The following is a 23,935-nucleotide window of genomic DNA, read 5'->3' as shown; positions in this document are numbered from 1 at the left end:
CTCAACCACTTGCTTCTCGTGCCCTTCGCTTCACCAGGCTTCTATTGCTTGCAGTCACGTGGTCATTTGAGGCCGTTTTGTCTTCGAGGACACGCTCGCCTTCCCTGCCCCGCTGCGCGAGATGATAGCTCCGCGCGTCGGGCGATTGCTTGACCTGCGCCGATCGGCGTAAAGACCAACCGGACTCCTGTCGCGACTAGAAGGTTCAGTGGCAGGAAACCTTTTTGGTACAGGTTGCGGTTTTGGAATAATAGCGCCCTGAGAACCGCAGCCAGTCAGAGGCATGACCGGATTTGACCACCGCCATGCTATGTCCTGCCCGCCGACAAAACACTGCGCTACAAACCGGCCACAAGATTTCTCTTCCGATCGCCTGTCACAGCCCCCTCGCCCACCGTGCAGCTCCGGGTTGCTTCACCGGTGAACCAGGGCCATGGTGAACGCCGCCGCCTCCCGTTACCCTATCAGACCCCGCCACGGCGGGTCTTCGCCACACAGCAGGATCTTGATCAGCGACTGGTGAATCTGGAAAATATCGCTGTCGATAACCCGGTTGACCGTGTTGCTGATATCGTTCGCGAAAGCGCTACGCGAGAGAGCAAAAATCATTGCCGCCAAAAGGTATTTTTGTCCTCGCCCCTCTATGCTGAATGGCTCAGCCAAGTCGATTGACGGTATCTCTAAACAACGCCCATGAAATCTTTCAGCTGTTTCTGACCGCACTCATAAAAACTCGGCCCGAAGTGAAAGGGTGCATCACCGTAAGGATGCCCCTCGCAGGCCTTTAGCACGTTATCCTCATAGTTGATTTCAGATAAATCATGCCGCTCCCTTATGAGGTCATACAGCGATGATAGATGCTTGTTCAATATAATTGCTGATTTATTATTTTCTTTATCAAAATCCTCGTCGCATCTCACAGTATTTATTATGACCTTTGGAGACTTTTCTTTCTTCTTCAGTATTTCAACCAAGTTGAACAAATATTTTTCCAGATCTTTTTTCCTGCCTGCTTCGTAGGGAGCAATTTCGCACCAGTCCTTCGGTATTACATTTGCCTTTTTCGCTAAATCTGAAACGGTTACAATCTTCTCAGGCGAATTTGGCGGATACGATAACGGATACCTTTCCGATAGAAAGTCTATCAAAAGTACATCAAATTCTTTATGCTCCACAAAACTCAAGAATGACTTGTTGAAATCTTGCCTGATCCAATTCTTTTCATAATCCTTTTCCAAGACATCAAGGTTTGGTTCAGACTGTTTTTCGGAAAAAATTGAATTCAAAGTCGTTCGACTAAACGACACTCCTCCTGTCCTTGCATGTGAGAGACGAGGCACATTAAGGCCATTTCCGGTCACTCCCTGCACCAGGCCCAAGCTTGCACAACCACCGAGTACAAGCACTTTCTTCTCTTTCAACTTTCACTCCCTTCGGTTCACGCACTCAGGCGCGAATTGACCTACACGGACGTAGCGCACCCTCTCAGTGCGACCAAGATCTCGTCGAGCCCGTGGACGGGGATGCCAACCCCGGGGTGAAGGGGCGTCGGTTCAATACAAACGAAGCTGGGTCTGAGCATTTCAAGGTCACCACATTCGCAAAGCCATGCCCTGCCAAGCCAGGTCTGGCTGTCCGCGCGGTACCAGAGGAAACCGGATATTGCAGAAGATGCCGATCCGCTACATCTTCGACCCCTGCAGATAAAGCAAGAGCTGTTCGATATCGAACTCCCGGTCGGCGATAATACTTTTGAGGAGATCGCCCATTGAGATTATTCCGAGCAGCTTGCCCTTTTTCATGACCGGAAGGTGGCGGATGCGCTTTTCCGTCATCAACGCCATGCAGGCTTCTGTGGTCTGGTGCGGTTCGACATAGATCAGGTTGATTTCCATGACGTCCCGAAGCCGCGTCGTCGGTGACGCCCGTCCCTTCAAGAACACTTCCCGGGCATAGTGGCGCTCGGAGAATATCCCGACCGGGCGCTCGCCCTCCATGATCAGAACTGCACCGATGTCTTTCTCCGCCATCATCCGGATCGCCTCTTCGACGGTGTTATCCGGATGAATACAGTGGACGTCGTTTCCCTTCGTTTCGAGGATATGCTGGACCGTCGTCATCTTCATGTTCCTCCAGCCGTTGGTTCTCCGGCTTTGCTGGCATGAAGGACACCGGAGGCACGGAAGCCGGTCAACCGAAGAAACTCACGCCGTTTGGAATAGCGCACCCGCGACAGTATACCAGCCGCGATGGATCCTGCCCAACACTGATAACAAACGATTATTTTCGGCCGACTGCAAACACTCGGACAGGAACCGGCGTAAAAAGCCGGTCCCGGTTCTTCAATGCGAGTGAACAACCATTTTTGGGCTTCACATCAAGATCCCGGCGCCCGTCCGGACGCAGTCAAGGTCTTGCCGGATGGCAGACCGCTGTTTCTTCGGCCTACTCTCCTGAAGCCTTTTTCTCCCGAAACTTCACGGGCGGAGACTTTTCCGGGATGAGACCGGAGCGGAACCTTTGCAGGACGGCCTGCAGAACCAGCCCGACCAGCAGCATGCGGATGAAGGAGCTGCGGGTCGCCCATTCCGGCGGCAGACGGTTGGTGAAGATTTCCGTGACGGACCAGATCGTCCAGATGATCAGCGCGCCGAGAATGGCCCCCTTGTTGTTGCCGGAACCGCCCGCCATCAGCATGACCCAGACCAGAAAGGTCACCAGCATCGGGTCTGTTGCCGTCGGCGACAGGAAGCGGAAATAATGGGCGGAAAGTCCACCGGCGATCCCCATCACCGCGCATCCGATCACGAAGGTCTGGATCCGGAAGTTCTCGACATCCTTTCCGACTGCGGCAGCCGACGCTTCGTTGTCGCGGATTGCCCGAAGGCTGCGCCCCCATGGACTGTCGTGAAGACGGGCGGCGGTCACATAGACCAGCAGGACGACCATCCAGACGAAGCCGAGAAAGACGACGTCCGTCATCCTGCCGCTGGCGAGGTCCGCAAGCGGCCTCGGGATCCGGGAGATACCGAGGCTGCCGTTGGTCAGCCAGCTCTCGTTGACGATGACGAGACGCAGGATTTCCGCAATCCCGATGGAAGCCATGGCGAGGTAATCGCTCTTCAGGCGCACGCAGATTTTCGCAACTGCCCAGCCAGCCAGGCCGGCGACGATCGCCGCTCCCAGAAGGCCCAGGGGAACCGGAAGATCAAAGCCGCCCAGATGTTTTTTCGAGACGGCTGTCGTAAGGATTGCCGAAGTGTAGGCGCCGACCCCGAAGAACCCGGCGATCCCGGCATTGAACAGCCCGCCCATGCCCCACTGGATATTAAGCGCCAGACAAAGGAGTGCGTAGATGCCCCCCAGGATCAGGAGACTGACGACATAGAAGAAAAGGCCCGTGAGTTCCATTACAGCAACCTTCCCTTGAAGAGACCCCGCGGCCGGAAAATCAGCAGTCCGATCATGATGACGAAGGCGACGGCGGTCCTGTAGGACGGCGAGATGAGCGCCCCCTCACCGATCCAGTGATAGGAGGACAGCTCCTCGGCAAGCCCGATGATGAAGCCGCCCGCCATCGCGCCCATCGGCTTGCCGATGCCGCCCAGGATCGCTGCGGCGAACATGGGCATCAACAGGTTCCAGCCGAGGTTGGGGTGAACGGAGGTGTTGAGCGCGGCAAACGCTCCGGCAATGGCGGCCAGCGACGCGCCGATGATCCATGTCCAGCGCACGACCTTGGCCGTGTCGAGGCCGGAGACCTCGGCAAGTTCGGGATCGTCTGCCACCGCCCGCATGGAGCGACCCGTTTTCGTCACTGTCAGGAAGTAGTGCAGCAGCACGGCGATGACGGCGGTGGCGGCAACGGCCTGCAGGTGCAGGACCGACACCCGGAAAGTGTCGAACAACACCAGTGGCGGTGTCACGCCCGAGGAATAGACCTGGTTTTCCGAGCCCCACAGGAGCTGCACCAGAGAGCGAAAGATGAGCGCGACACCGAAGGAGGAGATGACCGTGTAGATGGTGGGAAGCTGCCTGAGCGGACGATAGAAGAGCCGGTCGACCGCGAGCGCCGAGGCGACCGCGAGGGCAATACCGAACGGGATCAGGAGGAGCGGATTGATCGGCAGGATCGCCGCCATGGCCAGGATGCCGTAGGCGGCCACGGTCATCAGATCGCCATGGGCGAAATGAGCGAACCGCAGGATGCCGAAGATCATCGAAATCCCGACCGCACCGAGGGCGTAGATGCTGCCGATCGCAAGCGCCGGAAACAGGTAGAAATTGACGAACTCGATCATGCGGCAGCCCCTCCGAGAAAGAGGCGGCGTACATCTTCATCGGCCAGGAGGTCCTTGCCCGTACCGCTGGCATAGTTGCGGCCGTTGACCAGTATATGGCCGTGGTCGGCGATCTGCAGCGCCTGGCGGGCGTTCTGTTCCACCATCAAAATCGTGATCCCGGTTTTGCGAATGTCGAGAAGCAGGTCGAAGATCCGCTCCAGATAGGCGGGCGACAGGCCTGCCGTCGGTTCGTCCAGGAGAACCAGTTTAGGGTCGCTCATCAACGCCCTGCCCATGGCCACCATCTGGCGCTGGCCACCGGAGAGTTCTCCGGCGGGCTGTTTCAGCTTGTCCTGCAGGTCCGGGAAGAGCGAAAGCACCTTCTCCCGTGTGGCGGCCTTGTCCCTGGGCGGGGCGGCATAGGTGCCGACATCCAGGTTCTCTTCCACCGAGAGCGTTGAAAAGACGTTCTTCACCTGCGGAACCGCGGACACGCCGAGCGGCACCAGCTCGGAGGTCGCGCAGCCGGTCAGTTCCCGTTCGCCAAGGCGAATGGAGCCCGACGAAACGCGCGTCAGGGCAAAGATCGTCTTCAACAGCGTCGATTTGCCCGCTCCGTTCGGCCCCAGAATGACGGCGATCTCGCCGGGCTGAACTTCAAGCGAAATGTCCTCGATCACCGGCGGGCCGCCATAGCCGGCGGTGACGTTTTCAACCGTCAGGCAAGCGCTCATGTGCGGGCCTCGTATTTGCCACCGCCGAAATAGGCTTCGATCACCCTGTCGTCGTTCCGGACCTCGTCGACCGTCCCTTCCGTCAGGAGCGTGCCCTGGGCCATGACCAGGACGTGGTCGCAAAGCTTGGAGACGTAATCGAGGTCGTGCTCGATCAGGCAGAAGGTCAGTCCCCGTTCGCGGTTCAGCATCAGGATCTTGTCCGCGAGTTTGGACAGGAGGGTCCGGTTGATGCCTGCCCCGATCTCGTCCAGAAGGATGATTTTCGGGTCGCGCATCAGGGCCCGGCCGAGTTCAACCAGTTTCTTCTGGCCGCCGGAGAGATTTCCGGCTTTCTCGTCAATGACATGCTCCAGTTCCAGGAGCTGGATGGTCTCGCGGGCGAGATCATAGATCTCCCGCTCCTCGGCCCGGTAGCGTCCACGCCGGAAGACCACGTTGAACACGTTTTCGCCTTCCGGAGCGGAGGCGGATGCCATCAGGTTTTCAAGGACAGACAGGCGCGCGAATTCATGCGGGATCTGAAAGGTCCTCGCCAGGCCCGCTTCTGCCCGCTGATGGGGTTTGAGTCTTGTAATGTCCCGGCCGTTCAACAGCACACGCCCGGAACTGGGTTGATAGACCCCGGCGATAACGTTGAACGCCGTGGTCTTGCCTGCACCGTTGGGCCCGATCAGGCCGGTAATGCGGCCTGCGTCGATCTCGAAGCTTGCATGGTTCACGGCCCGCAAACCACCGAAATCGACGCAGATATCCTCCAGCTTGATCACGCTGCAATCAATCCGGCTTATTCAACGATTGCGATTTGTTTATAGCTGTCGCCATCGACCACGAACTTGCCGATGTAACCGCCGACATCGCCGTTTTCATCGAACTCGGCGGTGCCGCTGGCGCCGTCGTAGTCAATGTCCTTGCCGGCCTTGATCAGCTCGACAGCCTTGGCCCATTCGCCCGGACCGACCTTTTCGCCCGGTGCCATGGCCACTTCCTTCAAGGCCGCCGCCATCTTGGCCCGGTCAGTGGAACCGGCCTTCTCGATCGCCAGCAGGGCCAGGAAGGTTGCATCATAGGTCTGGTCGACAAAGGCCTTGTCGGCACCTTCGCCATATTCGGCGTTGAACGCATCATGCAGCGTCGTCTGGGCCGGGTTCTCGGCCGGAGATGTCGGCGAGGAGAAGAAGGAGTCCTTCAGGGCTTCCGCGCCAACGTTTTCGATCAGCAGTTCATCACGCAGACCGTCCGTGCCGATGAATTTCGTGAAGAGACCGCCTTCGATGGCCTGGCGGACGATCTTGCCGCCGGAATCGCCCGCATATGCGATCACGACCAGGGCTTCCGCGCCGCCCTTGGCAAGGCTGGCCAGTTCGGAGCGGTAGGAGTCCTTCTTTTCCTCATGCTTGGCTTCGGCCACGATCTCGCCGCCCGCCTTCTTGTAGGCTTCCATGAAGGTCTCGCCGATGCCTACCCCATAGTCGTTGTTGACATAGGTGACGGCAACTTTCTTCAGGCCATCGTCGAGCACCATCTTGGCGAGGATCTCGCCCTGGTAGTTGTCGGAGGGAACGATCCGGAAGACGAGACCGTCGTCTTCAAGTTCCGTCATGGCCGGCGAGGTTGCCGTCGGCGAGATCTGTGCGACGCCGGCCGGAATAATGGCAGCTTCCGCCGCAGCAATCGTGGTGCCGGACATCAGCGAGCCCATGACAATCGGCACGTTCTCGATGTTGACCAGCTTCTGCGCGGCATCGACCGCACCCTGTGCGGTGCCGGTGGTGTCGCCATAAACGGCGACCACATTGCCACCGAGCAGGCCGCCCTGCTCGTTCACCTGCTTGACGGCAAGATTGGCCGCGTTCTGCAGCGGTGGAATGAAGTTGGCAATCGGTCCGGTGATATCCATCAGGATGCCGATCTTGGTGTCGTCCGCAATCGCGGTGGATCCCGTACCCAGCAATGCTGCCGCGGCAACAAGTGTCGTCAACTTTTTCATCTGTCTTCCCCTCACTGCATTGTTTTTCATAAATTCCGCACGGCCCGTTCCGTTCCTCCCGACGGGTCTAATCGCGCAGAACTTCCGTCTCGAACCGGCCCGGCAGGCTGACTTCCAGCAGCTCCAGGTCCGGTGTTGCGCCCGAGTAACGTGTCGCCATCCTTGGCGGGATTACAAAGGCGTCTCCGGCGGACAGGCGGTAAGGATCTTTGCCTTCACCCTCGAGGGTCATCTCGCCTGCCAGCACAAAGTTGAACAAAATATCTCCTTCATGACGAGTCCAAGGTGACACCGTTCCACTCGGCCTTGCAACCATTACGGAGGCCACGCCCTTGGTGTTGTCGCAGATGGTAGTGTCACGCGCTTCGAAACCGGGAATACGGAACGGCTCGAACGTGCCGTTCCTGGCCAGATTGTGGACGAACTTCTGCCCCTGCCACTCCCTGTCCGGCCGCTCGTTCGGTGTCGGCAGGGTCATCTCGTGATCGATCTCGGTGATATGCTCGGCCGGAACGCCGATCTCGATCACCTCGATGCCGTCGGCCGCATGCATCACCCGGTGCCGGATTTCCGGGGGCTGGATAAAGCAGTCGCCTGCCGTCAGGCGCCGCACGTCGCCCTGGTCCTCGTAGAGCACATCGACCCAGCCGCGGATGCAGAAAATCAGCTGAAAGCCGACCTTGTGGAAATGCACCATGTCCGGCACCGGACCGTCGGGCACGCGGATGTGGGAAGCGATCATGGCCCCGCCAAGGCGCGAGGGCACGAGGTCCCGGTAGGCCATGCCGGCCCGCCCGATCACCCAGGGCGCCTGGTCGGCAAGCCTGCGAACCACGAAAGCATGCTCCGTTTCCGGCAGGACCAGCGGCGGATTGAGTTCGTCGATTTCCACCCGCGTGCCGTTGGGGGCGACAAGCAGGCGCTCGCCATCGGCAAACTCATCCGGATTTTCCGTCAGGATGCGCAAGGTGCCCGGCCCTTCCGGAGCGCCCTTCTCGACGCGGACCCGAAGGCCGTGCCCGGAAAAGACGGCAATTTCCGGATTATCCGCCGGATAGATCATGTCCAGACGCATCTTGAGCGTCCTGGTGAAGAAAGGCAGGTCCTTGGAAAGATCCTTCGTCGGCAATCGAATTTCGGCGCGGGTTTCGGTCATGCTGTGTCCATCGCTTTCTATATTCGTTCAGCCGGAACGCCTGGAAGCGCTGGAGCGATCAATCAAAGCTCCTTCATGCGCGGCGCGGTAGGCTGCTTCTCCCTCAAACACAAAACGGAGGATCCGGTCGCTTGCGGCAACGCTGTCCCGCCGGCAAAAGGCTTCATGCAGTTCGGTATTGCCGGCGACGATCAGCGGATGGTTGGCCTGGTTCGCGAAGGTCATCATGCGGACAACCTGAACCTGGGTCATGTAGCGCTGAAGCGCCTTGCGCAGCGATGAGTTGGACACCGCATCGATCCAGCCGTTTCTGAAGATCTCACAGGCCCGGAACAGGCGCTCGGAGTCGCCTGCCGCCATGGCCGCGCGGGCTTCTTTCAGAACATCGCCAAGTGCCGCAAGATCCTTTTCCGTCAGACCGTGGGCCGCCATCGCGGCAGCACGCGGCTCCAGAAGGCGGCGAAGGTCGAAGATTTCCAGGATTTCTTCATGATCCAGCCGCGGCAACGTGAACCCACGCGTCGTCGGCTCCAGATAGCCTTCATGAGACAGGCGCATCAGGGCATCGCGGGCGGGCATTCTGGAGACGCCGAATTCCGACGCCACGGCTGTATCCACCAACCGGCTGTCCGGATGGATTTCGCCGCGCTGGATACGCCCCGTCAACACATCGTGGATCTGGGCGCTCGTGCTCTGCCCGGACGGCGAGTCCTGCGAAGACTTCAAGTTCGTCACGCCACCCCTCCCTAACGGACGCCTTAAATCGTATACTGAAATTCGCCAACAAGTCAGGAATTTCCTGATTTATCTGCTTGTTTCTGCGCTTTTCAGATCCTTTAAGCTTGAACTATCTCAAAAACTGTATACGAATAAATCCGTACAGGTCAATAGCGACCACAATCAAAAACGACACTTTCGGACAGGCGGTATCACCGTCGCAATTTGGGGGAGCGCATGACGACCAGCGAAGACGGCTACTTCCTTTACCACTCCATCGGGCAGTATCCCGGCAAGGAGCAGGACTTAACGTCGGCGATGGCCGAACTTGCGTCCGTCTGGGGCGCGTCCAACGACAAGCAGTGGCCCTACCTTCTGGGAAAGCGCGCGGAATTCATCGATTACTGGCGCGCGCTGATCGGCGCCCCGGCAGGTTCGGCAACCACTTGCGAAAACGTCACGCAAGGCGTGCACATGCTGATGACGGCCCTGCCGGACGGACTTTTGCGCGGGCGCAAGGTACTGGTGGCGGCGGACTGCTTCCCTTCGAACCACTTTCTGCTGACCCGGCTGCAGGAACGGCTCGGTTTCGAGCTCCAGACGGTGCGGCCAAGGCAAGGCGCCAGTTGGGTGGCGGACGAGGACATGATCGCCGAGTGGGACAACAACGTCGCCCTGGCCCTCATTACCTGGGTCAGTTCGACCACATCCCATCGCACGGACCTCGACAGCCTGGTCGCCCATGGCCGCCGGATGGGCAGCCTCATCGGCGTCGACGTAACCCAGGCGGCCGGCCTCCTGCCCTATTCGGTCAACGCGCCCGAAGTCGACTTTGCCGTCTCGACGAGCCTGAAATGGATGTGCGGCACTCCGGGGGCAGGCATTCTCCATGTCCATCCGGAGTTGGTAAGTGAGTGCCGGCCCGAACTGCGCGGCTGGTTCAGCCAGGACAATCCCTTCAACTGGGACATCAACGCCTTCGAGTATGCCCCGGATATCCGCCGGTTCGACAACGGCACGCCGTCGATCATGCCGGCGGCGGCATCCGTCCCGGCCCTCAAGTGGCACGCCGGTGCGGACAGGGACGCGATCTTCCGCCACAACAGGAAGCTCTGCGACATCCTGATAGCCGGAGCAGACGATCTCGGCCTGAAATTGCTGACACCACGGCCCGAAGGGGAGCGCGGCGGCAGCCTTATGTTCGAACTGACCTCCAGCGAGGTGGCCGCTCGCGTGCTGGACGCACTCAGGACGGCCGGTTTCTCAGCCGACACCCGCAGCGCGACGCTGAGACTGTCGCCCGGCATACAGACGACGGAAGACGCGACGCGGGAGCTTCTGGACGTACTCGGAAAGTCGCTCGCGGGCTCTTAGAAAAGCAAGCGGCAATCACGGAGTTCATCCCGGACAAGCGTTAAGCGCAGATCCGGGACCCACTCTCAGAGCCCCTTTTCCGTTCGGACACAATTTCAGGAGCAAGCCCGCCCCTCCAATCCCAAACGCTCTGGAAACGAGTGGGCCCCGGGTCTCGCCATGCTCGCCCGGCGTGACCAACGGAAGGACAGCGGCGTGCTCTTTAGTGCCCGACGTCCAGCCCCTAGGTGACCTCGCCTCATACAAAACTCTCGATCGTCTTCAGAGCGCCGTCGAGTTCCGTGCCCTTTTCGTCCTTGAGCGCCGCCTCGCGCAGGCGCTCGACCCATTTGGGGCCGTCTTCCCTTCCTTCCACCAGCCGCGCACCTGCAAGCACCTTGTCGAATTTCGACAGGCCGCGCGCATGGGTATCCGAATAGCCCTTCACCAGACGGCGGCAGCGCAGAATTTCCACGGCGAAGTCATAGCGATCCGGCAAGCATTCGCTCACCCGTTCCAGCCAGGCATTCAGGTGGTCCTGTTCCATCCGGTGGCGAAGCGTTTTGCGGCGCCAGCCGCGCAAGCCCCCGAGGAAATAGAGCATCGCGAAGCCGCGCAGGCTATCGGTCCGGATGCGTCGTCCCCGGTTGAACCAGCGGTCGATCCGCTTCATCCAGGCCGGATCGTTCTCCAGTTTCCGTCCCGTTTTTTCCGGAAGAAGTCCGACAATCTCCTCCGCCCTCGGGTGAAGGTAGTCGGTGAGCTGCAGCAGCTTGCCGTCCGCAAGACGCATTTCGCTCTCGATGCGGTCGAAACGCTGCGCCCGTGTCTTCAGGTCCGCGACACGGATGACATCGTCATAGGCCATGGCATTGGCAATGTATTTTGCCGCTTCCCGCGAAAGCTCGAATTCCCGATCGTGGCTGTCGAACCGGACGAGTTTCTCAAGCCGGTCCAGATATTCGCCGCCATAGGCGATGTCCTGGAAGTCGACGACTTTCCGAAGACCCGCCCTTGCCATGTCCCTGGCCGGTTCGGGCAGATCGGCGATCCGCGCCTCCAGGCCCATCCAGGCATCGCGGCTTTTCTGGGAGCCCGCCGGGGCCGCAAGCGCCTTTGTTTCGGATGCAGGCTGTTGCGGCTGCGCCGTCTCGCCCTTCTGGGCCAGCTCATATCCGGCGGCGAAGGCCCTCAGGCTCGCTTCCACGCCCTTGCCGCTGGCACGGATCGCTTCCTCGAAAGCGGCCCTTTCAAAAGGCAAGGCCCCGGAGCCCGCAAGTGCGCCGAAGAGCGAGGCGGAAATCACAGAGCCGACCTTGACCGCCGCCCCGTCCATATCCGCCAGGATGAGCTTTTGCGCGGCCACCTCGGCTGCAGCCTTCACCTCTTCGGAAGAAGCCATGCCGTCGCCCGGCACCGTCTTTTCCGAGACGGCAAGCATCCGGTGGGTTGAGGCAATCAGTGTCGTGCGATCGGGGGTGACGAAGCCGCGCATGATCGCGCGTCCGGCTTCCATCATTTCTGCCGCGATGGTGATGTCGACGTCCCCGGCAGAGGGGGCGAGAGAAAACACAGGGGCTGCGACATCGCCCGGTGCCATTTCGACATAATAGATGGTGGCGCCGGTTCTCTGGGCGACACCGGCAACGCTGGTCGCCTGGCAGTGATAACCTTCGGAGCGGGCGACGGATTCGATCCAGTTGGTCAGAACCCCGCCGCCCTGCCCGCCAACGGCCAGAACGGCAAGTTTGATGATGCCCTCGAGGGCCGGATCGGTCGGGCGGGCATCAAGTGGCAATGCGAGAGACATTACTGGGCCTCCGTCGTGAATGTCAGGCGGCGGCTGGCGCGGCGGGTCTGCAGCCAGGAAATGATCTTGCGGCGCAGTCCCGCAAACCAGGCCTCTCCCCCGCCCGGATTGTGAACCACCTTGGCTTCATAGAAGGACGGGCACAGGATCGCCGCATCCGCGACTTCGCCGCAGTTGCCGCAGCCGACACAGGACTGGTCGATATGGGCAACCGGATCGTCCCGCAGCGGGTCGTCCAGTTTTTTCAGCGACAAGGACGGGCAGCCGGACAGACGGATGCAGGCGTGATCGCCGGTGCACACGTCCTGGTCGACACCGAACCGTGGCACCTCGACCCGTTCGCCGGAAGCCATCGCCTTGTTGCGTTGCGGCTTCTCCCGCCGCTGCCGGTTCAGCATGCATTCCGACGAGGCAACAATCACTTTCGGACCGTCATAGTCCGTCGTCAGGGCCTCGCGGATGGTGGCGCGCATCTTGGTGACGTCGTAGGTCCGGTCGATCTGACGGATCCATTTCACGCCCGCCCCCTCAAGGGCTTTCGTGATCGGGTTGTTGGTCGACTTGGTGGCGTTCTTCGCCCGGCTGGAGGGTACGTCCTGACCGCCCGTTGCCGCCGAATAGTAGTTGTCGACGATGATGGCGACACTGTCGGACTTGTTGAAGACCATGTTGCCGATCGACGAGGACAGGCCGTTGTGCCAGAAGCCACCGTCGCCAAGGATCGAGATCGCCCTTTTCTCGCCGCCACCGTCGAAGGCCGCGTTCGACGCGGGCCCGAGACCGTAGCCCATGGTGGAGCCGCCGATTTCGAAGGGCGGCAGGCAGGCAAACAAATGGCAACCGATGTCGCCGGTAATCTGGTGGCTGCCCAGTTCCTGTTCGGCCAGCTTGAGCGAGGCGAAGATCGGCCGTTCCGGACAGCCGGTACAGAATCCGGGCGGTCGGATGGGCACCGTCTTGCTGAGATCCGGCATCTCCGGCTTGGGCGCGTTCGGCGCAAGCACCTTGCCGGGCAGCAATTCGGGCGCATACTGACGGACAAAGCTGTCGATGCCGTCGAACATGATCTGCCCGGTGTATTCGCCGGCCTTCGGGAAGATGCCCTTGCCTTCCAGCCTGGTTGTCTTGCCCTCCTTGTAGAGCATCGACCCCAACTGCTGTTCGATGAATTCCGGCTGGCCTTCCTCGATCAGAAGCACGGCTTCCTTGCCCTCGCAGAAGTCGAGCAGATCCGACTTCACCAGCGGATAGGTGACGTTCAGGACGTAGACCGGCACGGAAGTGTTGCCGCTGATGTCGGCAAGGCCAAGCCGCTGAAGGGCACGGATCACACCGTTGTACATGCCGCCGAGACAGACGATGCCGACTTTGCCTTCTTCGGGACCGAAGCGCTCATTGAGCTTGTTTTCCAGAATGAACTTCTCGGCGGCCGGCCAGCGGTTGTCGATCTTGTCGTGCTCATGGGCGTAGGACATCGGCGGCAGCACGACCCGCTTGAAGTCGCGCTGCGGGTTCGACAGAGCGTCCCTGACGGAAAGTGGCGGCGGAAGATTGTCCCTCGTGGCGAAGCTGCCGGTCACGTGGCAGGAGCGTATCCTTACCATGAGCATGACCGGCGTGTTGCTCGCCTCGGAGAGCGCGAAACCGTCGCCGACGGATTTTACGATGGATGGCAGGTTAGGACGCGGGTCCATGAGCCAGAACTGGGACTTCATGGCAAAGGCGTAGGACCGCTCCTGCATGATGGAGGAGCCCTCGCCGTAGTCCTCGCCGACGATCACCAGCGCCCCGCCGTTGACGCCCGAAGACGCCAGGTTGGCAAGCGCGTCGGAGGCGACATTGACGCCAACGGAGCCCTTGAAGGTGACGGCGCCGCGGATCGGGTAATGCACGGAAGCTGCCAGCATCGCGGCGGCTGCCGCCTCGGAGGCATTGGCCTCGAAGCGGATGCCGAGTTCACCCATGAGGTCCTGGGCATCGGCAAGCACATCCATGAGATGCGAAATCGGAGCGCCCTGGTAGCCGCCCACGTAACCGACACCGTTTTCAAGGAGCGCCTTGGTGATGGCCAGGATGCCCTCACCTGTAAATGTGTCTCCCGTACCCTTGCGGAGGTGTTCAACCTCCGCCTTGAAGGATCTTTCTGCCATTCCAACGCATTCCTGATTTTGTCGACGGGCCCGATCTCGACGGAGCCCGGATTACTTGGCCGGGTCGGTGTTCGACCACAACACGGTACTGCTGTCCTTCTCGTACGCCATCCCGCCGGGGTAGGAGATCGCCTCCATCTGCAGTCCCCAGGGTGCGAAGAAATAAAGGATGGACTGCCCGGCAGCCGGTCCTTCGTTCACCGGAAGCGGGCCCATGAGGGTGCGAACACCCTTGGACTTGAAGTAATCGGCAGCCTTGCCGATGTCGTCCACATAGATGGCGACATGATAGCCGCCGATATCGCTGTTCTTCGGAAAAGCCGTCTTCTGGTCCGGAGACTGATACTGGAAGAGCTCGATATTGGACCCGAAGCCGCAGCGAACCATGACGATTTCATCGATAACCGCACGCGGATGCACGTTCAGGAGATCCTGCATGAAGGTGCCTTCGCTGTCGGAGAACGGACCGAAGCTGAAAGCCTTGCTGCACCCAAGCACATCCTCGAAAAACGCGGTGGCTTCGGCGACGTCCGGCACCGTCATGCCGACATGATTGACCCCGCGCATGCCGGGAATGGAGTCCGCCATCGCGGGCAGGCTGAGCAGTGCAAAGGCACCGGCGAGCAAATGTTTCAAATTCTCCCCCTCCTGGTTCGGCCGGACTTTTCTCCCTGTCGGTCCGGCATCTAAGTCAAAGACCTAGAAACAATCGCTCACCCGCAAGGCGGAGAAAGACTTTCCGGCGAGCCGGAAAGGCGTCCTCGTTGGCCATGAGGCTTCTTCCGGCCATAGGCCCGCCTTGAGCGATCACAAGGCTAGATCGGGTGCTTGCGCACGTTCTTCAAAATCGTCTGCAGCGTCGCGACGAAAGCCCGTTGTTCGGCATCGCTGATGCCCTTGAACATCTGGCGGTAGACCCCCGCCAGGTGCGGCCACAGCATTTCGTGGGTCTCGCGTCCCTTTTCCGTCAGATGAATACGGACCGCGCGGCTGTCTTCCTTGTCGCTCACGCGCCGGACCATGCCGTCGCGTTCCAGCGCGTCGAGAGCCCGGCTGAGCGTCGAGGTTTCCACCACCGCGTAGATCGCCAGCTCCCGGATCAGGATCCCGTCGATGACCGAAAGTACGGCGAGCGTTCGCATCTTCGGTGTGGTCAGGCCGAGATGGGCCATTTCATCCCGCAATACCGCGTTGTAGCGCCCCATGATGCGGTTCATCAGATAAGGTGGAAAGTTCTCAAGGCCGATCTCACCCAACCGCGGAACGCGGGTGTTTTCTTCCATGAGATCCTGTCCGTCCGTCTCGCTCATGCACCCATCCTTTTTGCCAGATTGTAGCCGGAGCCTCCGCCAAGGCCCGGACCCGGGTGGGTCGAGGCGCCGATCATGTGGAGGTTCCGAATGTCGGTGGCGCTGTTACTGGAATGGGCGAAGGGGCGCCATATGAAAAATTGATCAATGGTGCAGGCGCCACCGTAAGGATCGCCGCCCACCAGATTGATATTGATTGCATTGAGGTCAGCGGGCGAATAGGCCTTGCGGGCCAGCTTGATCCGGTCGAAGTTCCGGATATGGCGGCGCAGGACGGCCTCGATCCGGTCGGCGAAGGCTTCGCTCACTGCTTCCGTCCACTCCGGTCCGGCTTCAATTTCACCCGCCGCATCGCCCTTGATGATGCGCGGCGCATCGGGGATCTGCAGCCACAAGATGCCTTTTCCTTCCGGCGCCCGCGAGGGGTCGAGCCGGTGCGGCTGGCCGACGCAGATTGTTGGCGTTTCCGGCAGAAGGCCACGCTCGGCTTCATTGGCGGACTTGGAAACGCTGTCGATGCCGTCGGCCAGATGGATCAGTGCCACGTCTTCCAGGCCTTCCGCAATCCAGTCCGGGTCGCCATCGAGCGCGTAGTGAAGCTGGAAGTTTCCCCGGCCATAGCGGTATTTGCTTGCGCTCTTCCCGGAGTCATTGCCCTCCAGAAGCCGCTCGTAAAGCTGCGTCGGGGTGACGGAGGCAATCACGGAACGGCCGCGAATGGTCTCCCCTTCCGATGTTTCGATACCAACGGCCTTGCCGTCTTCGACAAGAATGCGCGAAACGTCGACGCCGGTGCGGACCGCGCCGCCCTTTTCCTCGATGAGTTTCCTGAAGGCCTCCGGTACGGACCCGGACCCACCCTTGGCGACCGGGGCTCCGGCCGCCTCCAGCGCAAAGGCGATCACCCGGCCCATCTGGCCGGAATAGGTGCTTTCCGGGGTCAGCCCCGTGTGCAGCACCCAGGGCGCCCACAGGGCCTGCAGGGTCGGACTTGAATAGCTGCCTTCCAGCCAGCCGCGGGCCGGCTGCAGGGCGGCACCGAACCAGGCCTTCAGTTCATTGAGGCCGCGTTTCCAGGCCTGACCGGCGACGAGACGCGCCATTTTGAAAGACCAGAGCGGGTTGCCCAGAAGCGCAAACAGGAAACCTGCATCCGCTTCAATGCCACCGACATCCGCCTCATGTTGCCTGCCGTCGCCGGAGGCCAGTTTTTCAAAGGCCGCGACATTCGCGGCCCGGTCCATGGTCAGGACCGCCGACTGGCCGCCTGGCCGCAGGACCGCGGTCGGATGGGCCGTGTGGCAGAACTCCAGGCCATGGCGCCCGAGGTCTTCGGCCAGTTCACCATAGGCGGGCGACGTCAGGAACAGCACGAAAGTTGCCGCCATGACGTCGTGCCGGTAACCGGGCAAGGTGATTTCCTCGGTCCGCATGCATCCACCCAGATGCGCGGACCGCTCCAGGACGAGAACAGGCTCGCCCTTGCGCGACAGCAGAGCTGCCGCGACGAGGGCGTTGATGCCAGAACCGATGATCAGATGCGGTGCGGACACGGGAAAGCAGCCTCAGTTCTTCGGAACCAGCGCCAAGGCGCGGATCGGGCTGCCCGTGCCGCGCTCGATCTTCAGCGGCGCTGCAATCAGAATCGCGCCCTTGGGCGGCAGCTTGTCGAGATTGGCAAGCGAAGCCAGACCGAAGCAGTTGTCGCGATGCAGGAGATTATGTGCCGGATAAGGCGGCTCCATACCCCCGGCCTGGCCAGCGTCCGTGCCGATGCACTGGTTGCCCCAGCCGACGATCTTCTTCGACAGCAGGTATTCGATGGCGTCCGGCGTCGGCCCCGGGCTGTGCGGACCGGTTTCGTCGGCGTTCAGGAACAGGGCCTCGTCATGGGCGCGCTTGTCCCAGTCGGTGCGCATGACGACCCATTCCCCCTCACCGATCTCGCCATGTTCGGCCTCCCAGGCCTTGATGAGGTCGGCGGTCAGCAGGAAATCCGGGTTCGCTTCGGTTTCCTTCGAGCAGTCGATCACGTTGACCGGTGCAACAAGACGCTGAACGTTCAGCGTGTCGGTGAAGCCGTCTTCATAGTCCTTGCCGGTGATCCAGTGATGGGGCGCATCGAAATGCGTTCCCGAATGCTCACCCAGAACCATCCAGTTCCAGGCAAAGAAGGGACCATCGGAATCATATTCGCTGATCTTGTGGATTTCGACCTTCGGCGTGTTCTTGGCGAAATCCGGCGGCAACTGGAGGATAGGCGTGTTCGGGCCCAGAACGCCCGTGCAGTCCACCACCTCAACATCTCCGGACAGGAGCTTGGCTCCCAGTCCACTGAGCGCGCTCTCTGCAGACATCTTGTTTTCCCTCTGTGTGTTTTGGCCTGTCGGCTCGTTATCACAAATCGATGCTAGACAGATTTATTTGTATTTGCAATTATCTTCTTCAACGGGAGGAGAACACAATCCATGAATGAGGCATTGGACGGCGTCATTATCGGCAGCGGGCACAACAGTCTTGCCTGCGCCGTGCATCTTGCCTCCAGGGGATGGAAGGTTGGCGTCTTCGAACGCGCGTCCGTGCCCGGCGGCGCCGTCAAGACCGGCGAATACACTCTGCCCGGTTTCCGGCACGACTGGGCCGCCATGAACCTTTCCCTTTTCGCCGGATCGCCGTTTTTTAAAGAGTATGGTGAAGAGCTTATTGGGCACGGCCTTGGTTTCGTCCCGGTAGCCGACTGCTTTTCCTCCGTCTTCGACGACGGCTCCTGGCTTGGCGTCAGCAATGACCTGGAGGCGACCGCAAAACGAATCGAGGCGATCAACCGGGAAGATGCAAAAACCTGGCGTGAGCTCACCTCTGCCTTTCCGGCCCGTGCAGAAACCCTTTTCGGGCTGCTCGGCAGTCCCGCCAAAAAACGTGCGTTTGCATCTATCTTGTTCAAAGAGTGGCGCAGGACCGGCACGGACGGCGTGCTCGATCTGGGACGTTTCCTGCTTGCCAGCCCAAGAGACTGGCTGAATGAAACCTTCGTCTCGCCGAAGGTCCGGGCCCTTCTTGCCGCCTGGGGCATGCATCTCGATTTCGCTCCGGACGTCGCCGGAGGTGCCCTCTTTCCCTATCTGGAAGGCATGGCCAACCAGGCGTTCGGCATGGTGCTGGGCCAAGGCGGCGCCGAAACCATCGTCAAGGCCATGATATCGTTCATCGAATCACGCGGCGGCGTTGTCTCCTGCAACACCGGGGTCACACGCGTCATTGTTGAAGGCGGCCAGGCGCGCGGGATCGAATTGGCGGATGGACGCCAGATCATAGCGCGAAAGGCGGTGATCGCCAATGTCGCCCCGCAGGCATTGCAAAAGCTGACCGGCGAAACCGGAAATACACGCTACGACACCGGCCTGAGCAAGGTCGCGCATGCGCCCGGCACCATGATGATCCATCTGGCGATGGACGGGCTTCCCGACTGGAGCGCGGGCGAAGAGCTGAAAAGCTTTGCCTATGTCCACATCGCGCCAGAGCTTGATCAGATGGCGCGGGTCTACCAGCAAGCGCAGGCCGGGCTCCTGCCGGCGGAACCGATCATCGTCTGCGGCCAGCCGACCGCTATTGATGCGAGCCGCGCTCCGGAGGGAAAACATGTGCTCTGGCTGCAGGTGCGGATGGCGCCAGGCAAGATCAAGGGCGACGCGGCCGGACAGATCACCTCAACCGACTGGGAAACCGCCGCCGAACCCTTTGCCGAACGTGCGCTGGACATTCTGGAACGCCACGCTCCCGGCACACGCGGCAAGATCCTTGGTCGCCATATCGTATCGCCCGCCATGCTGGAGGCGGACAATCCCAATCTGGTCGGAGGAGACCAGATCTGCGGCAGTCATCACTTGACCCAGCACTTCATGTTCAGGCCCGTTCGCGGCTTTGCCGACGGAAGAACGCCGGTGGGGAACCTTTTCCACACGGGGGCAGCCGTCTGGCCGGGGGCGGGCACCGGTGCCGGGCCCGGATACCTGCTCGCGCAGAAACTCGCCGGATAGCGACAACAAAAAGACACGCACGGCGCTAACGATAATGGGGAACAGAACCAATGAAAGTTTCAAGACGTACGCTGTTGAAAACGGCCGCTGCCAGCGGTCTGTTGACGGCTGCCGGCACGCCGGCATTTGCCAACGAAATCGAAGAGCTGGTGATCGCCTATAACGTCAACCTGCCGAGCTGGGACCCGACGGTCGGTCCGTCCGCGGTGAACCCGACCATTCAGGGGATCTACCAGTCGGTATTCGACATGTTCATCCACCAGGACCCGGATCTTTCCTTCGGTCCCGGCATCGTGACCGCCTGGGGCTGGAACGACGACAAGTCCAAGATCTGGCTCGACATCCGTGAAGGTGTCAGCTGGCACAACGGCGACCCGCTGACGCCGGAAGACGTCGCCTGGTCGCTGCAGCGCGCCGGCAATCCGGAGACCGGCAACCCGATCCAGTTCATCTGGGGCAAGATCGGCAACTTCCAGGTTGAGGGCAACCGCGTCACCGCCGACGTGAAGGAATATGAGCCCACCATCTTCAAGTGGATGAGCTTCCTGACCGGCTACGTCATGCCCAAGAAGTATTTCGAGGAAGTCGGACCTGAAGGTTTCGAGGCCAAGCCGGTCGGCACCGGCCCCTATATGGTCGACAAGTTCGAGCGCAACGCCTTCGTGCGTCTGAAAGCCAACGAGAACTACTGGGGCGGCGCGCCGGAATTCAAGACGGTGACCATCAAGTTCGTCACCGATGCCTCCAGCCGTACCTTCGAGGTCATGTCGGGCAACGCTCATGTGACGCTGGAAATGCCCTATGAGGAATTCGACCGGCTGAAGGCCCAGGACGGTATTGCAGGAACGGCGGCGCCGATCTCCGACATCGGCATGATCTTCATCAATGACGTTGACCCTATGCTGGATGCCAATGTCCGCAAGGCGATGGCTTATGCCATCGACAAGCAGACGATCATCGACCGGCTTCTGTCCGGCTACGGCGTTGCCATCGACACGCTGCAGACGCCGGACTACACGGCCTTCGACGCTTCCATCACGGTTCCCTACGACCCGGAGAAGGCAAAGGAACTGCTGGCGGCTTCCGGCTTCGGACCGGACAATCCGGTCAAGTTCAAGATCCAGACAACCCGCGGCTTCAAGCCGAAGGACTACGAGATCATCCAGGTGATCGTGGGTCTGTGGCGCAAGGTCGGCATCGAGGCCGAAATCGAGGTCTACGAGATCGCCAAGCACTACGAGCTGCGGGCCGCCGATCAGTTGGCTCCGGCCGCTTTCTACAACTGGGGCAATGCGATCGGCGATCCGACCACGTCGACCGGCTTTGCCATGTTCGGCCCCTCCCCGCACTCCGTCTGGGACGGTGAGGACCTGATGCAGAAAATCCTGCCGCTGTGGGGCGAACAGGATGAAGACAAGCGGATCGAAGGCTGGAAACAAGTCGACCGTTTCATTGCGGAAAACGCCCTGGTGCTGCCGCTGCTTCAATATGTGCAGCCCATCCTGCACAGCGACAAGGTGAAGGTTACCCCGCATGCCTCGGGTGCGCTGCTGCCGCATCTGATGACGCGCTCATAAGAATAACCCACCCCAACTTCGCCGCGGCGTCCGATTTACCAGTTTCCGGACGCTGCGGCGGCTCTTTTTCGTTCTTGAAGCGGGCTCATTCCCTATCATGCTCATCGTGCGTGCGCTGCTGACGCGCCTGGCAACAACCTTCGTCACCCTGTTCGGGGCGGCCGTCATCGTCTTCGTGGTCATCCGGGTCGTGCCGGGCAACCCGATCGCCATGATGCTGCCCCCAGGTGCGACGGACGCGGACATTGCGCGCCTCAAGGCGCTCTACGGTCTCGACAAAAGCATCCCGGAACAGTTCTGGATCTGGATCGGCAACGTGGTTCAGGGGGACTTCGGCACGTCGATCACCCTGCGCCAGCCGGTTTACGACCTGGTGGTCGGACGGCTTCCTGCCACACTGGAACTTTCGATCGTCGCGCTGATCATCGCCGTTCTCCTGGGTGGTGCCGCCGCCATGACGGCGACGCTTTACCGGGGTTCGAAGGTCGAGGGCGGCATCGACGTTGCCGGTGGCATCGCGCTGTCACTGCCCGATTTCCTCTGGGGTCTGGCGCTGATCCTTGTCCTCGGCGTGGTCTGGCCGCTGTTCCACATTTCGGGCCGCGTGTCGCCGTCCCTCGGCTTCGACTTCCAGTCCAACTTCTACCTGTTCGAGGCGCTAGTCCGTTTGCGGTTCGATGTGGTGCTGAACCTTGCAAGCCACATGCTGCTGCCGGCACTGGCGCTGGCCATTCCGCTTGCCGCCATAATCCTGCAGCTCCTCAAGCAATCCCTGAAAGAATGCATGCACCAGGATTACGTCACCCTGGCCCGGACCAAGGGCTATCCCGAACGCTCGATCATCCTGCGCGAGGCTTTGCCGAACGCGATCCTGCCGACGCTCACGCTGATCGGCGTGCAATTCACCTTCCTGATCGGCGGCACGGTGATCATCGAACGCCTGTTTTCATACGAGGGCCTCGGCAATATGGCCATCGATGCGGTGATCAACCGCGACCTGCCGCTCATCCAGGGCATCGTTATCGTGTTCGCCCTGCTCTTCACCATGGTGAACCTCGTGGTGGACATGACCTATGCCGCTCTGAACCCGAGGCTTCGCCATGCGTGACGGTCGTGGAAACATTCGCAGACTGCCGGGCCTCCGTCTCTGGCTGAGCGGTGGCTGGCTGACCGTTCTGGTGCTCGCCGCCCTCTTCGCTCCCTGGATCAGCCCGCATGACCCGCTGGCCCAGGACCTTTTCGCCTCACGGCTACCGCCCTTCTTCGAACAGGGCGCGGATCCCGCCTATCTGCTCGGAACGGACTCCCTCGGGCGCGATCTCCTCAGCCGCATGCTCTACGGGGCGCGGCTGGCACTGGTGGTTGCCCTGGTCGCAGGCACGCTCACCTGCCTCATCGGGTCGACGCTCGGCCTCATCGCCGGTTTTTACGGCGGCAAGGCCGATCTGGTGATCTCCCGTCTGGTGGACATCTGGATGGCCTTTCCACCGGTGCTCTTCGCGATCCTGCTGATCGCGGTTCTCGGCACGGGGCTCAGCTCCATCATCATCGCCATTGTCGTCATCGACTGGACCCGCTTTTCCCGGGTGGTGCGCGCGGAAGCCATGAGCCAGGGCAAGATGGACTATGTCGCCTCCGCCCAGGTCGCCGGCCGCAGCCGGTTCAGCACGGCGCTGACCGAAATCCTGCCGAACGTCCTGCCGACCATCGTCGCCCTGCTGACACTGGAAATGGGAATCGCGGTGATCGTCGAGGCGATCCTCTCCTTCGTGAACCTTTCCATCTCCACCGACCAGCCGACCTGGGGCGGCATGATCGCGGAAGGGCGGACGTCCATCTATCAGGCCTGGTGGGTACTGGTGTTTCCGCTCTTCGCCCTCTTCCTCACGGTTCTCAGCTTCTCCCAGCTTGGCGAGGGGCTGAAGGACCATTTCGATCCGGTGCTGCGATGAGTTACCTGTCCGTCAAGAACCTGACCGTCGAGCTTTCCAACGGCGTACCGTTGCTCAGGCGTGTTTCGCTGGACGTCGCCGCTGGTGAGGTCCGTGCGCTCGTCGGTGAAAGCGGTGCCGGCAAAAGCATGATCGGCAAGGCCGTGCTCGGCATCCTGCCGCGCGCTGCAAAGCTCACCGGCGGCGAGATCATTCTCGACGGCGAGGACCTCCAGGCCCTTTCCCCGAAGGCCCGGCGCCAGAGGATCGGGGCGAAGGCCGCGCTGATCCCGCAGGATCCGCTGACCGCGCTCAATCCGTCCCGGCGGATCGGCCCGCAGATCACCGACCGTCTCGTCGAAATCCTTGGATGGAAACGGAAGGCGGCGGAAGCGCGGGCGCTGGAACTTCTGGAAGAGGTTCACATCCAGGCGCCCGAGCGGGTCATGAAAGCCTATCCGCATGAGCTTTCCGGCGGCATGCGCCAGCGCATCCTGATCGCCTCGGCCTTTGCGGCGGAACCGAAACTCATCATCGCGGACGAGCCGACCACGGCGCTCGACGTGACGGTGCAGAAACAGATCCTGAAGCTGATCCGCGACATGCAGCAGCGCCACGGAACGGCGCTTCTTTTCGTGACCCACGATCTCGGCGTCGTTTCCAAGATCGGCCAGTCGCTGACCGTACTCTACGGCGGCAAGGTGATCGAGGAAACCAGTGTGAAGACCTTCTTCGACGCGCCCAAGCATCCCTACTCAAAGGCCCTGCTGGCGGCCACTCCGAAATATACGGACCCGGACGGATCGCTTCTGCCGGTTCCCGACAGCGTCATCACGGCGGTCGAACAGGAAGTTGCCTCCTTCGACACGCAAGGGAACGGGTGAGGA

At 60.9% G+C, this 23,935-nt stretch carries 22 protein-coding genes; 6 read left to right on the top strand and 16 right to left on the bottom strand.

Annotated features, from left to right (window positions below; genetic code table 11):
- Window positions 1–456: 456 nt before the first annotated feature.
- The 10 genes from ACQY7U_RS14480 to ACQY7U_RS14435 all read right to left on the bottom strand — a co-directional run bounded on the left by ACQY7U_RS14480 (window position 457) and on the right by ACQY7U_RS14435 (window position 8,898).
- The gene (locus ACQY7U_RS14480; RefSeq protein WP_428645567.1) at window positions 457–609 is read right to left on the bottom strand and encodes a hypothetical protein; all 153 of its coding nucleotides are present in this window, start codon (window positions 607–609) and stop codon (window positions 457–459) included.
- A 71-nt stretch (window positions 610–680) separates the two neighbouring features.
- Entirely contained in the window at window positions 681–1,421 is a 741-nt protein-coding gene (locus ACQY7U_RS14475) for a DUF6270 domain-containing protein (RefSeq protein ID WP_428645566.1), read from the bottom strand.
- Window positions 1,422–1,682: 261 nt separating this feature from the next.
- Window positions 1,683–2,120, bottom strand: coding sequence for a CBS domain-containing protein (locus ACQY7U_RS14470; protein WP_428645565.1), 438 nt, complete (start codon window positions 2,118–2,120; stop codon window positions 1,683–1,685).
- A 325-nt stretch (window positions 2,121–2,445) separates the two neighbouring features.
- Complete coding sequence (locus ACQY7U_RS14465) at window positions 2,446–3,411, bottom strand: branched-chain amino acid ABC transporter permease (RefSeq protein ID WP_428645564.1); 966 nt, start codon at window positions 3,409–3,411, stop codon at window positions 2,446–2,448.
- Complete coding sequence (locus tag ACQY7U_RS14460) at window positions 3,411–4,301, bottom strand: branched-chain amino acid ABC transporter permease (protein WP_428645562.1); 891 nt, start codon at window positions 4,299–4,301, stop codon at window positions 3,411–3,413. The genes ACQY7U_RS14465 and ACQY7U_RS14460 overlap by 1 nt, the downstream gene beginning before the upstream one ends.
- Window positions 4,298–5,017: an ABC transporter ATP-binding protein gene (locus ACQY7U_RS14455; protein WP_428645560.1), complete on the bottom strand. Its 720-nt coding sequence runs from the start codon at window positions 5,015–5,017 to the stop codon at window positions 4,298–4,300. Before ACQY7U_RS14455 ends, ACQY7U_RS14460 begins: the two co-directional genes overlap by 4 nt.
- On the bottom strand, window positions 5,014–5,787 hold the full coding sequence (locus tag ACQY7U_RS14450) for an ABC transporter ATP-binding protein (protein WP_428645558.1): 774 nt from the start codon (window positions 5,785–5,787) through the stop codon (window positions 5,014–5,016). Before ACQY7U_RS14450 ends, ACQY7U_RS14455 begins: the two co-directional genes overlap by 4 nt.
- A 17-nt stretch (window positions 5,788–5,804) precedes the next feature.
- Window positions 5,805–7,007 carry an ABC transporter substrate-binding protein gene (locus ACQY7U_RS14445; protein ID WP_428645556.1) on the bottom strand — a complete coding sequence of 401 codons (1,203 nt, stop codon included), beginning with the start codon at window positions 7,005–7,007 and terminating at the stop codon, window positions 5,805–5,807.
- A 67-nt stretch (window positions 7,008–7,074) separates the two neighbouring features.
- Window positions 7,075–8,163: a cupin domain-containing protein gene (locus ACQY7U_RS14440; protein WP_428645554.1), complete on the bottom strand. Its 1,089-nt coding sequence runs from the start codon at window positions 8,161–8,163 to the stop codon at window positions 7,075–7,077.
- Between the two features lie 27 nt (window positions 8,164–8,190).
- Window positions 8,191–8,898, bottom strand: a complete 708-nt coding sequence (locus ACQY7U_RS14435) for a GntR family transcriptional regulator (protein WP_428645553.1) — start codon at window positions 8,896–8,898, stop codon at window positions 8,191–8,193.
- A gap of 219 nt (window positions 8,899–9,117) precedes the next feature.
- Between ACQY7U_RS14435 and ACQY7U_RS14430 the strand changes: the two genes are divergently transcribed.
- Window positions 9,118–10,254, top strand: a complete 1,137-nt coding sequence (locus tag ACQY7U_RS14430) for an aminotransferase class V-fold PLP-dependent enzyme (protein WP_428645551.1) — start codon at window positions 9,118–9,120, stop codon at window positions 10,252–10,254.
- A 238-nt stretch (window positions 10,255–10,492) separates the two neighbouring features.
- On the opposite strand, the gene ACQY7U_RS14425 is transcribed toward ACQY7U_RS14430, so the two are convergent.
- The 6 genes from ACQY7U_RS14425 to ACQY7U_RS14400 form a co-directional block, all read right to left on the bottom strand.
- On the bottom strand, window positions 10,493–12,043 hold the full coding sequence (locus tag ACQY7U_RS14425) for an indolepyruvate oxidoreductase subunit beta family protein (RefSeq protein WP_428645550.1): 1,551 nt from the start codon (window positions 12,041–12,043) through the stop codon (window positions 10,493–10,495).
- A complete protein-coding gene (locus tag ACQY7U_RS14420) occupies window positions 12,043–14,193 on the bottom strand; it encodes a thiamine pyrophosphate-dependent enzyme (protein WP_428645548.1) in 2,151 nt (716 codons plus the stop codon). Before ACQY7U_RS14420 ends, ACQY7U_RS14425 begins: the two co-directional genes overlap by 1 nt.
- A gap of 51 nt (window positions 14,194–14,244) precedes the next feature.
- A complete protein-coding gene (locus ACQY7U_RS14415) occupies window positions 14,245–14,781 on the bottom strand; it encodes a VOC family protein (protein ID WP_428645568.1) in 537 nt (178 codons plus the stop codon).
- Window positions 14,782–15,008: 227 nt separating this feature from the next.
- Window positions 15,009–15,503 carry a MarR family winged helix-turn-helix transcriptional regulator gene (locus ACQY7U_RS14410; RefSeq protein ID WP_428645546.1) on the bottom strand — a complete coding sequence of 165 codons (495 nt, stop codon included), beginning with the start codon at window positions 15,501–15,503 and terminating at the stop codon, window positions 15,009–15,011.
- Window positions 15,500–17,056, bottom strand: coding sequence for a phytoene desaturase family protein (locus ACQY7U_RS14405; RefSeq protein ID WP_428645545.1), 1,557 nt, complete (start codon window positions 17,054–17,056; stop codon window positions 15,500–15,502). Before ACQY7U_RS14405 ends, ACQY7U_RS14410 begins: the two co-directional genes overlap by 4 nt.
- 12 nt (window positions 17,057–17,068) lie before the next feature.
- Window positions 17,069–17,860, bottom strand: coding sequence for a cyclase family protein (locus ACQY7U_RS14400; protein ID WP_428645543.1), 792 nt, complete (start codon window positions 17,858–17,860; stop codon window positions 17,069–17,071).
- Between the two features lie 111 nt (window positions 17,861–17,971).
- Here ACQY7U_RS14400 and ACQY7U_RS14395 point away from each other — a divergent pair, with 111 nt between their 5' ends.
- The 5 genes from ACQY7U_RS14395 to ACQY7U_RS14375 all read left to right on the top strand — a co-directional run bounded on the left by ACQY7U_RS14395 (window position 17,972) and on the right by ACQY7U_RS14375 (window position 23,932).
- Window positions 17,972–19,540 carry a phytoene desaturase family protein gene (locus tag ACQY7U_RS14395; protein ID WP_428645541.1) on the top strand — a complete coding sequence of 523 codons (1,569 nt, stop codon included), beginning with the start codon at window positions 17,972–17,974 and terminating at the stop codon, window positions 19,538–19,540.
- A 50-nt stretch (window positions 19,541–19,590) separates the two neighbouring features.
- Window positions 19,591–21,117: an ABC transporter substrate-binding protein gene (locus tag ACQY7U_RS14390; protein ID WP_428645540.1), complete on the top strand. Its 1,527-nt coding sequence runs from the start codon at window positions 19,591–19,593 to the stop codon at window positions 21,115–21,117.
- A 97-nt stretch (window positions 21,118–21,214) separates the two neighbouring features.
- Window positions 21,215–22,225 (top strand): ABC transporter permease, encoded by a 1,011-nt coding sequence (locus ACQY7U_RS14385; protein ID WP_428645538.1) that lies wholly within the window; start codon window positions 21,215–21,217, stop codon window positions 22,223–22,225.
- Window positions 22,218–23,069 carry an ABC transporter permease gene (locus tag ACQY7U_RS14380; protein WP_428645536.1) on the top strand — a complete coding sequence of 284 codons (852 nt, stop codon included), beginning with the start codon at window positions 22,218–22,220 and terminating at the stop codon, window positions 23,067–23,069. The genes ACQY7U_RS14385 and ACQY7U_RS14380 overlap by 8 nt, the downstream gene beginning before the upstream one ends.
- Window positions 23,066–23,932, top strand: coding sequence for an ABC transporter ATP-binding protein (locus ACQY7U_RS14375; RefSeq protein WP_428645534.1), 867 nt, complete (start codon window positions 23,066–23,068; stop codon window positions 23,930–23,932). The genes ACQY7U_RS14380 and ACQY7U_RS14375 overlap by 4 nt, the downstream gene beginning before the upstream one ends.
- The last annotated feature ends 3 nt before the right edge of the window (window positions 23,933–23,935 follow it).

It is taken from the genome of Roseibium sp. (assembly GCF_050301095.1).
Taxonomy (GTDB): Bacteria; Pseudomonadota; Alphaproteobacteria; order Rhizobiales; family Stappiaceae; genus Roseibium.
This window is presented reverse-complemented; position numbering and strand designations above follow the sequence as displayed.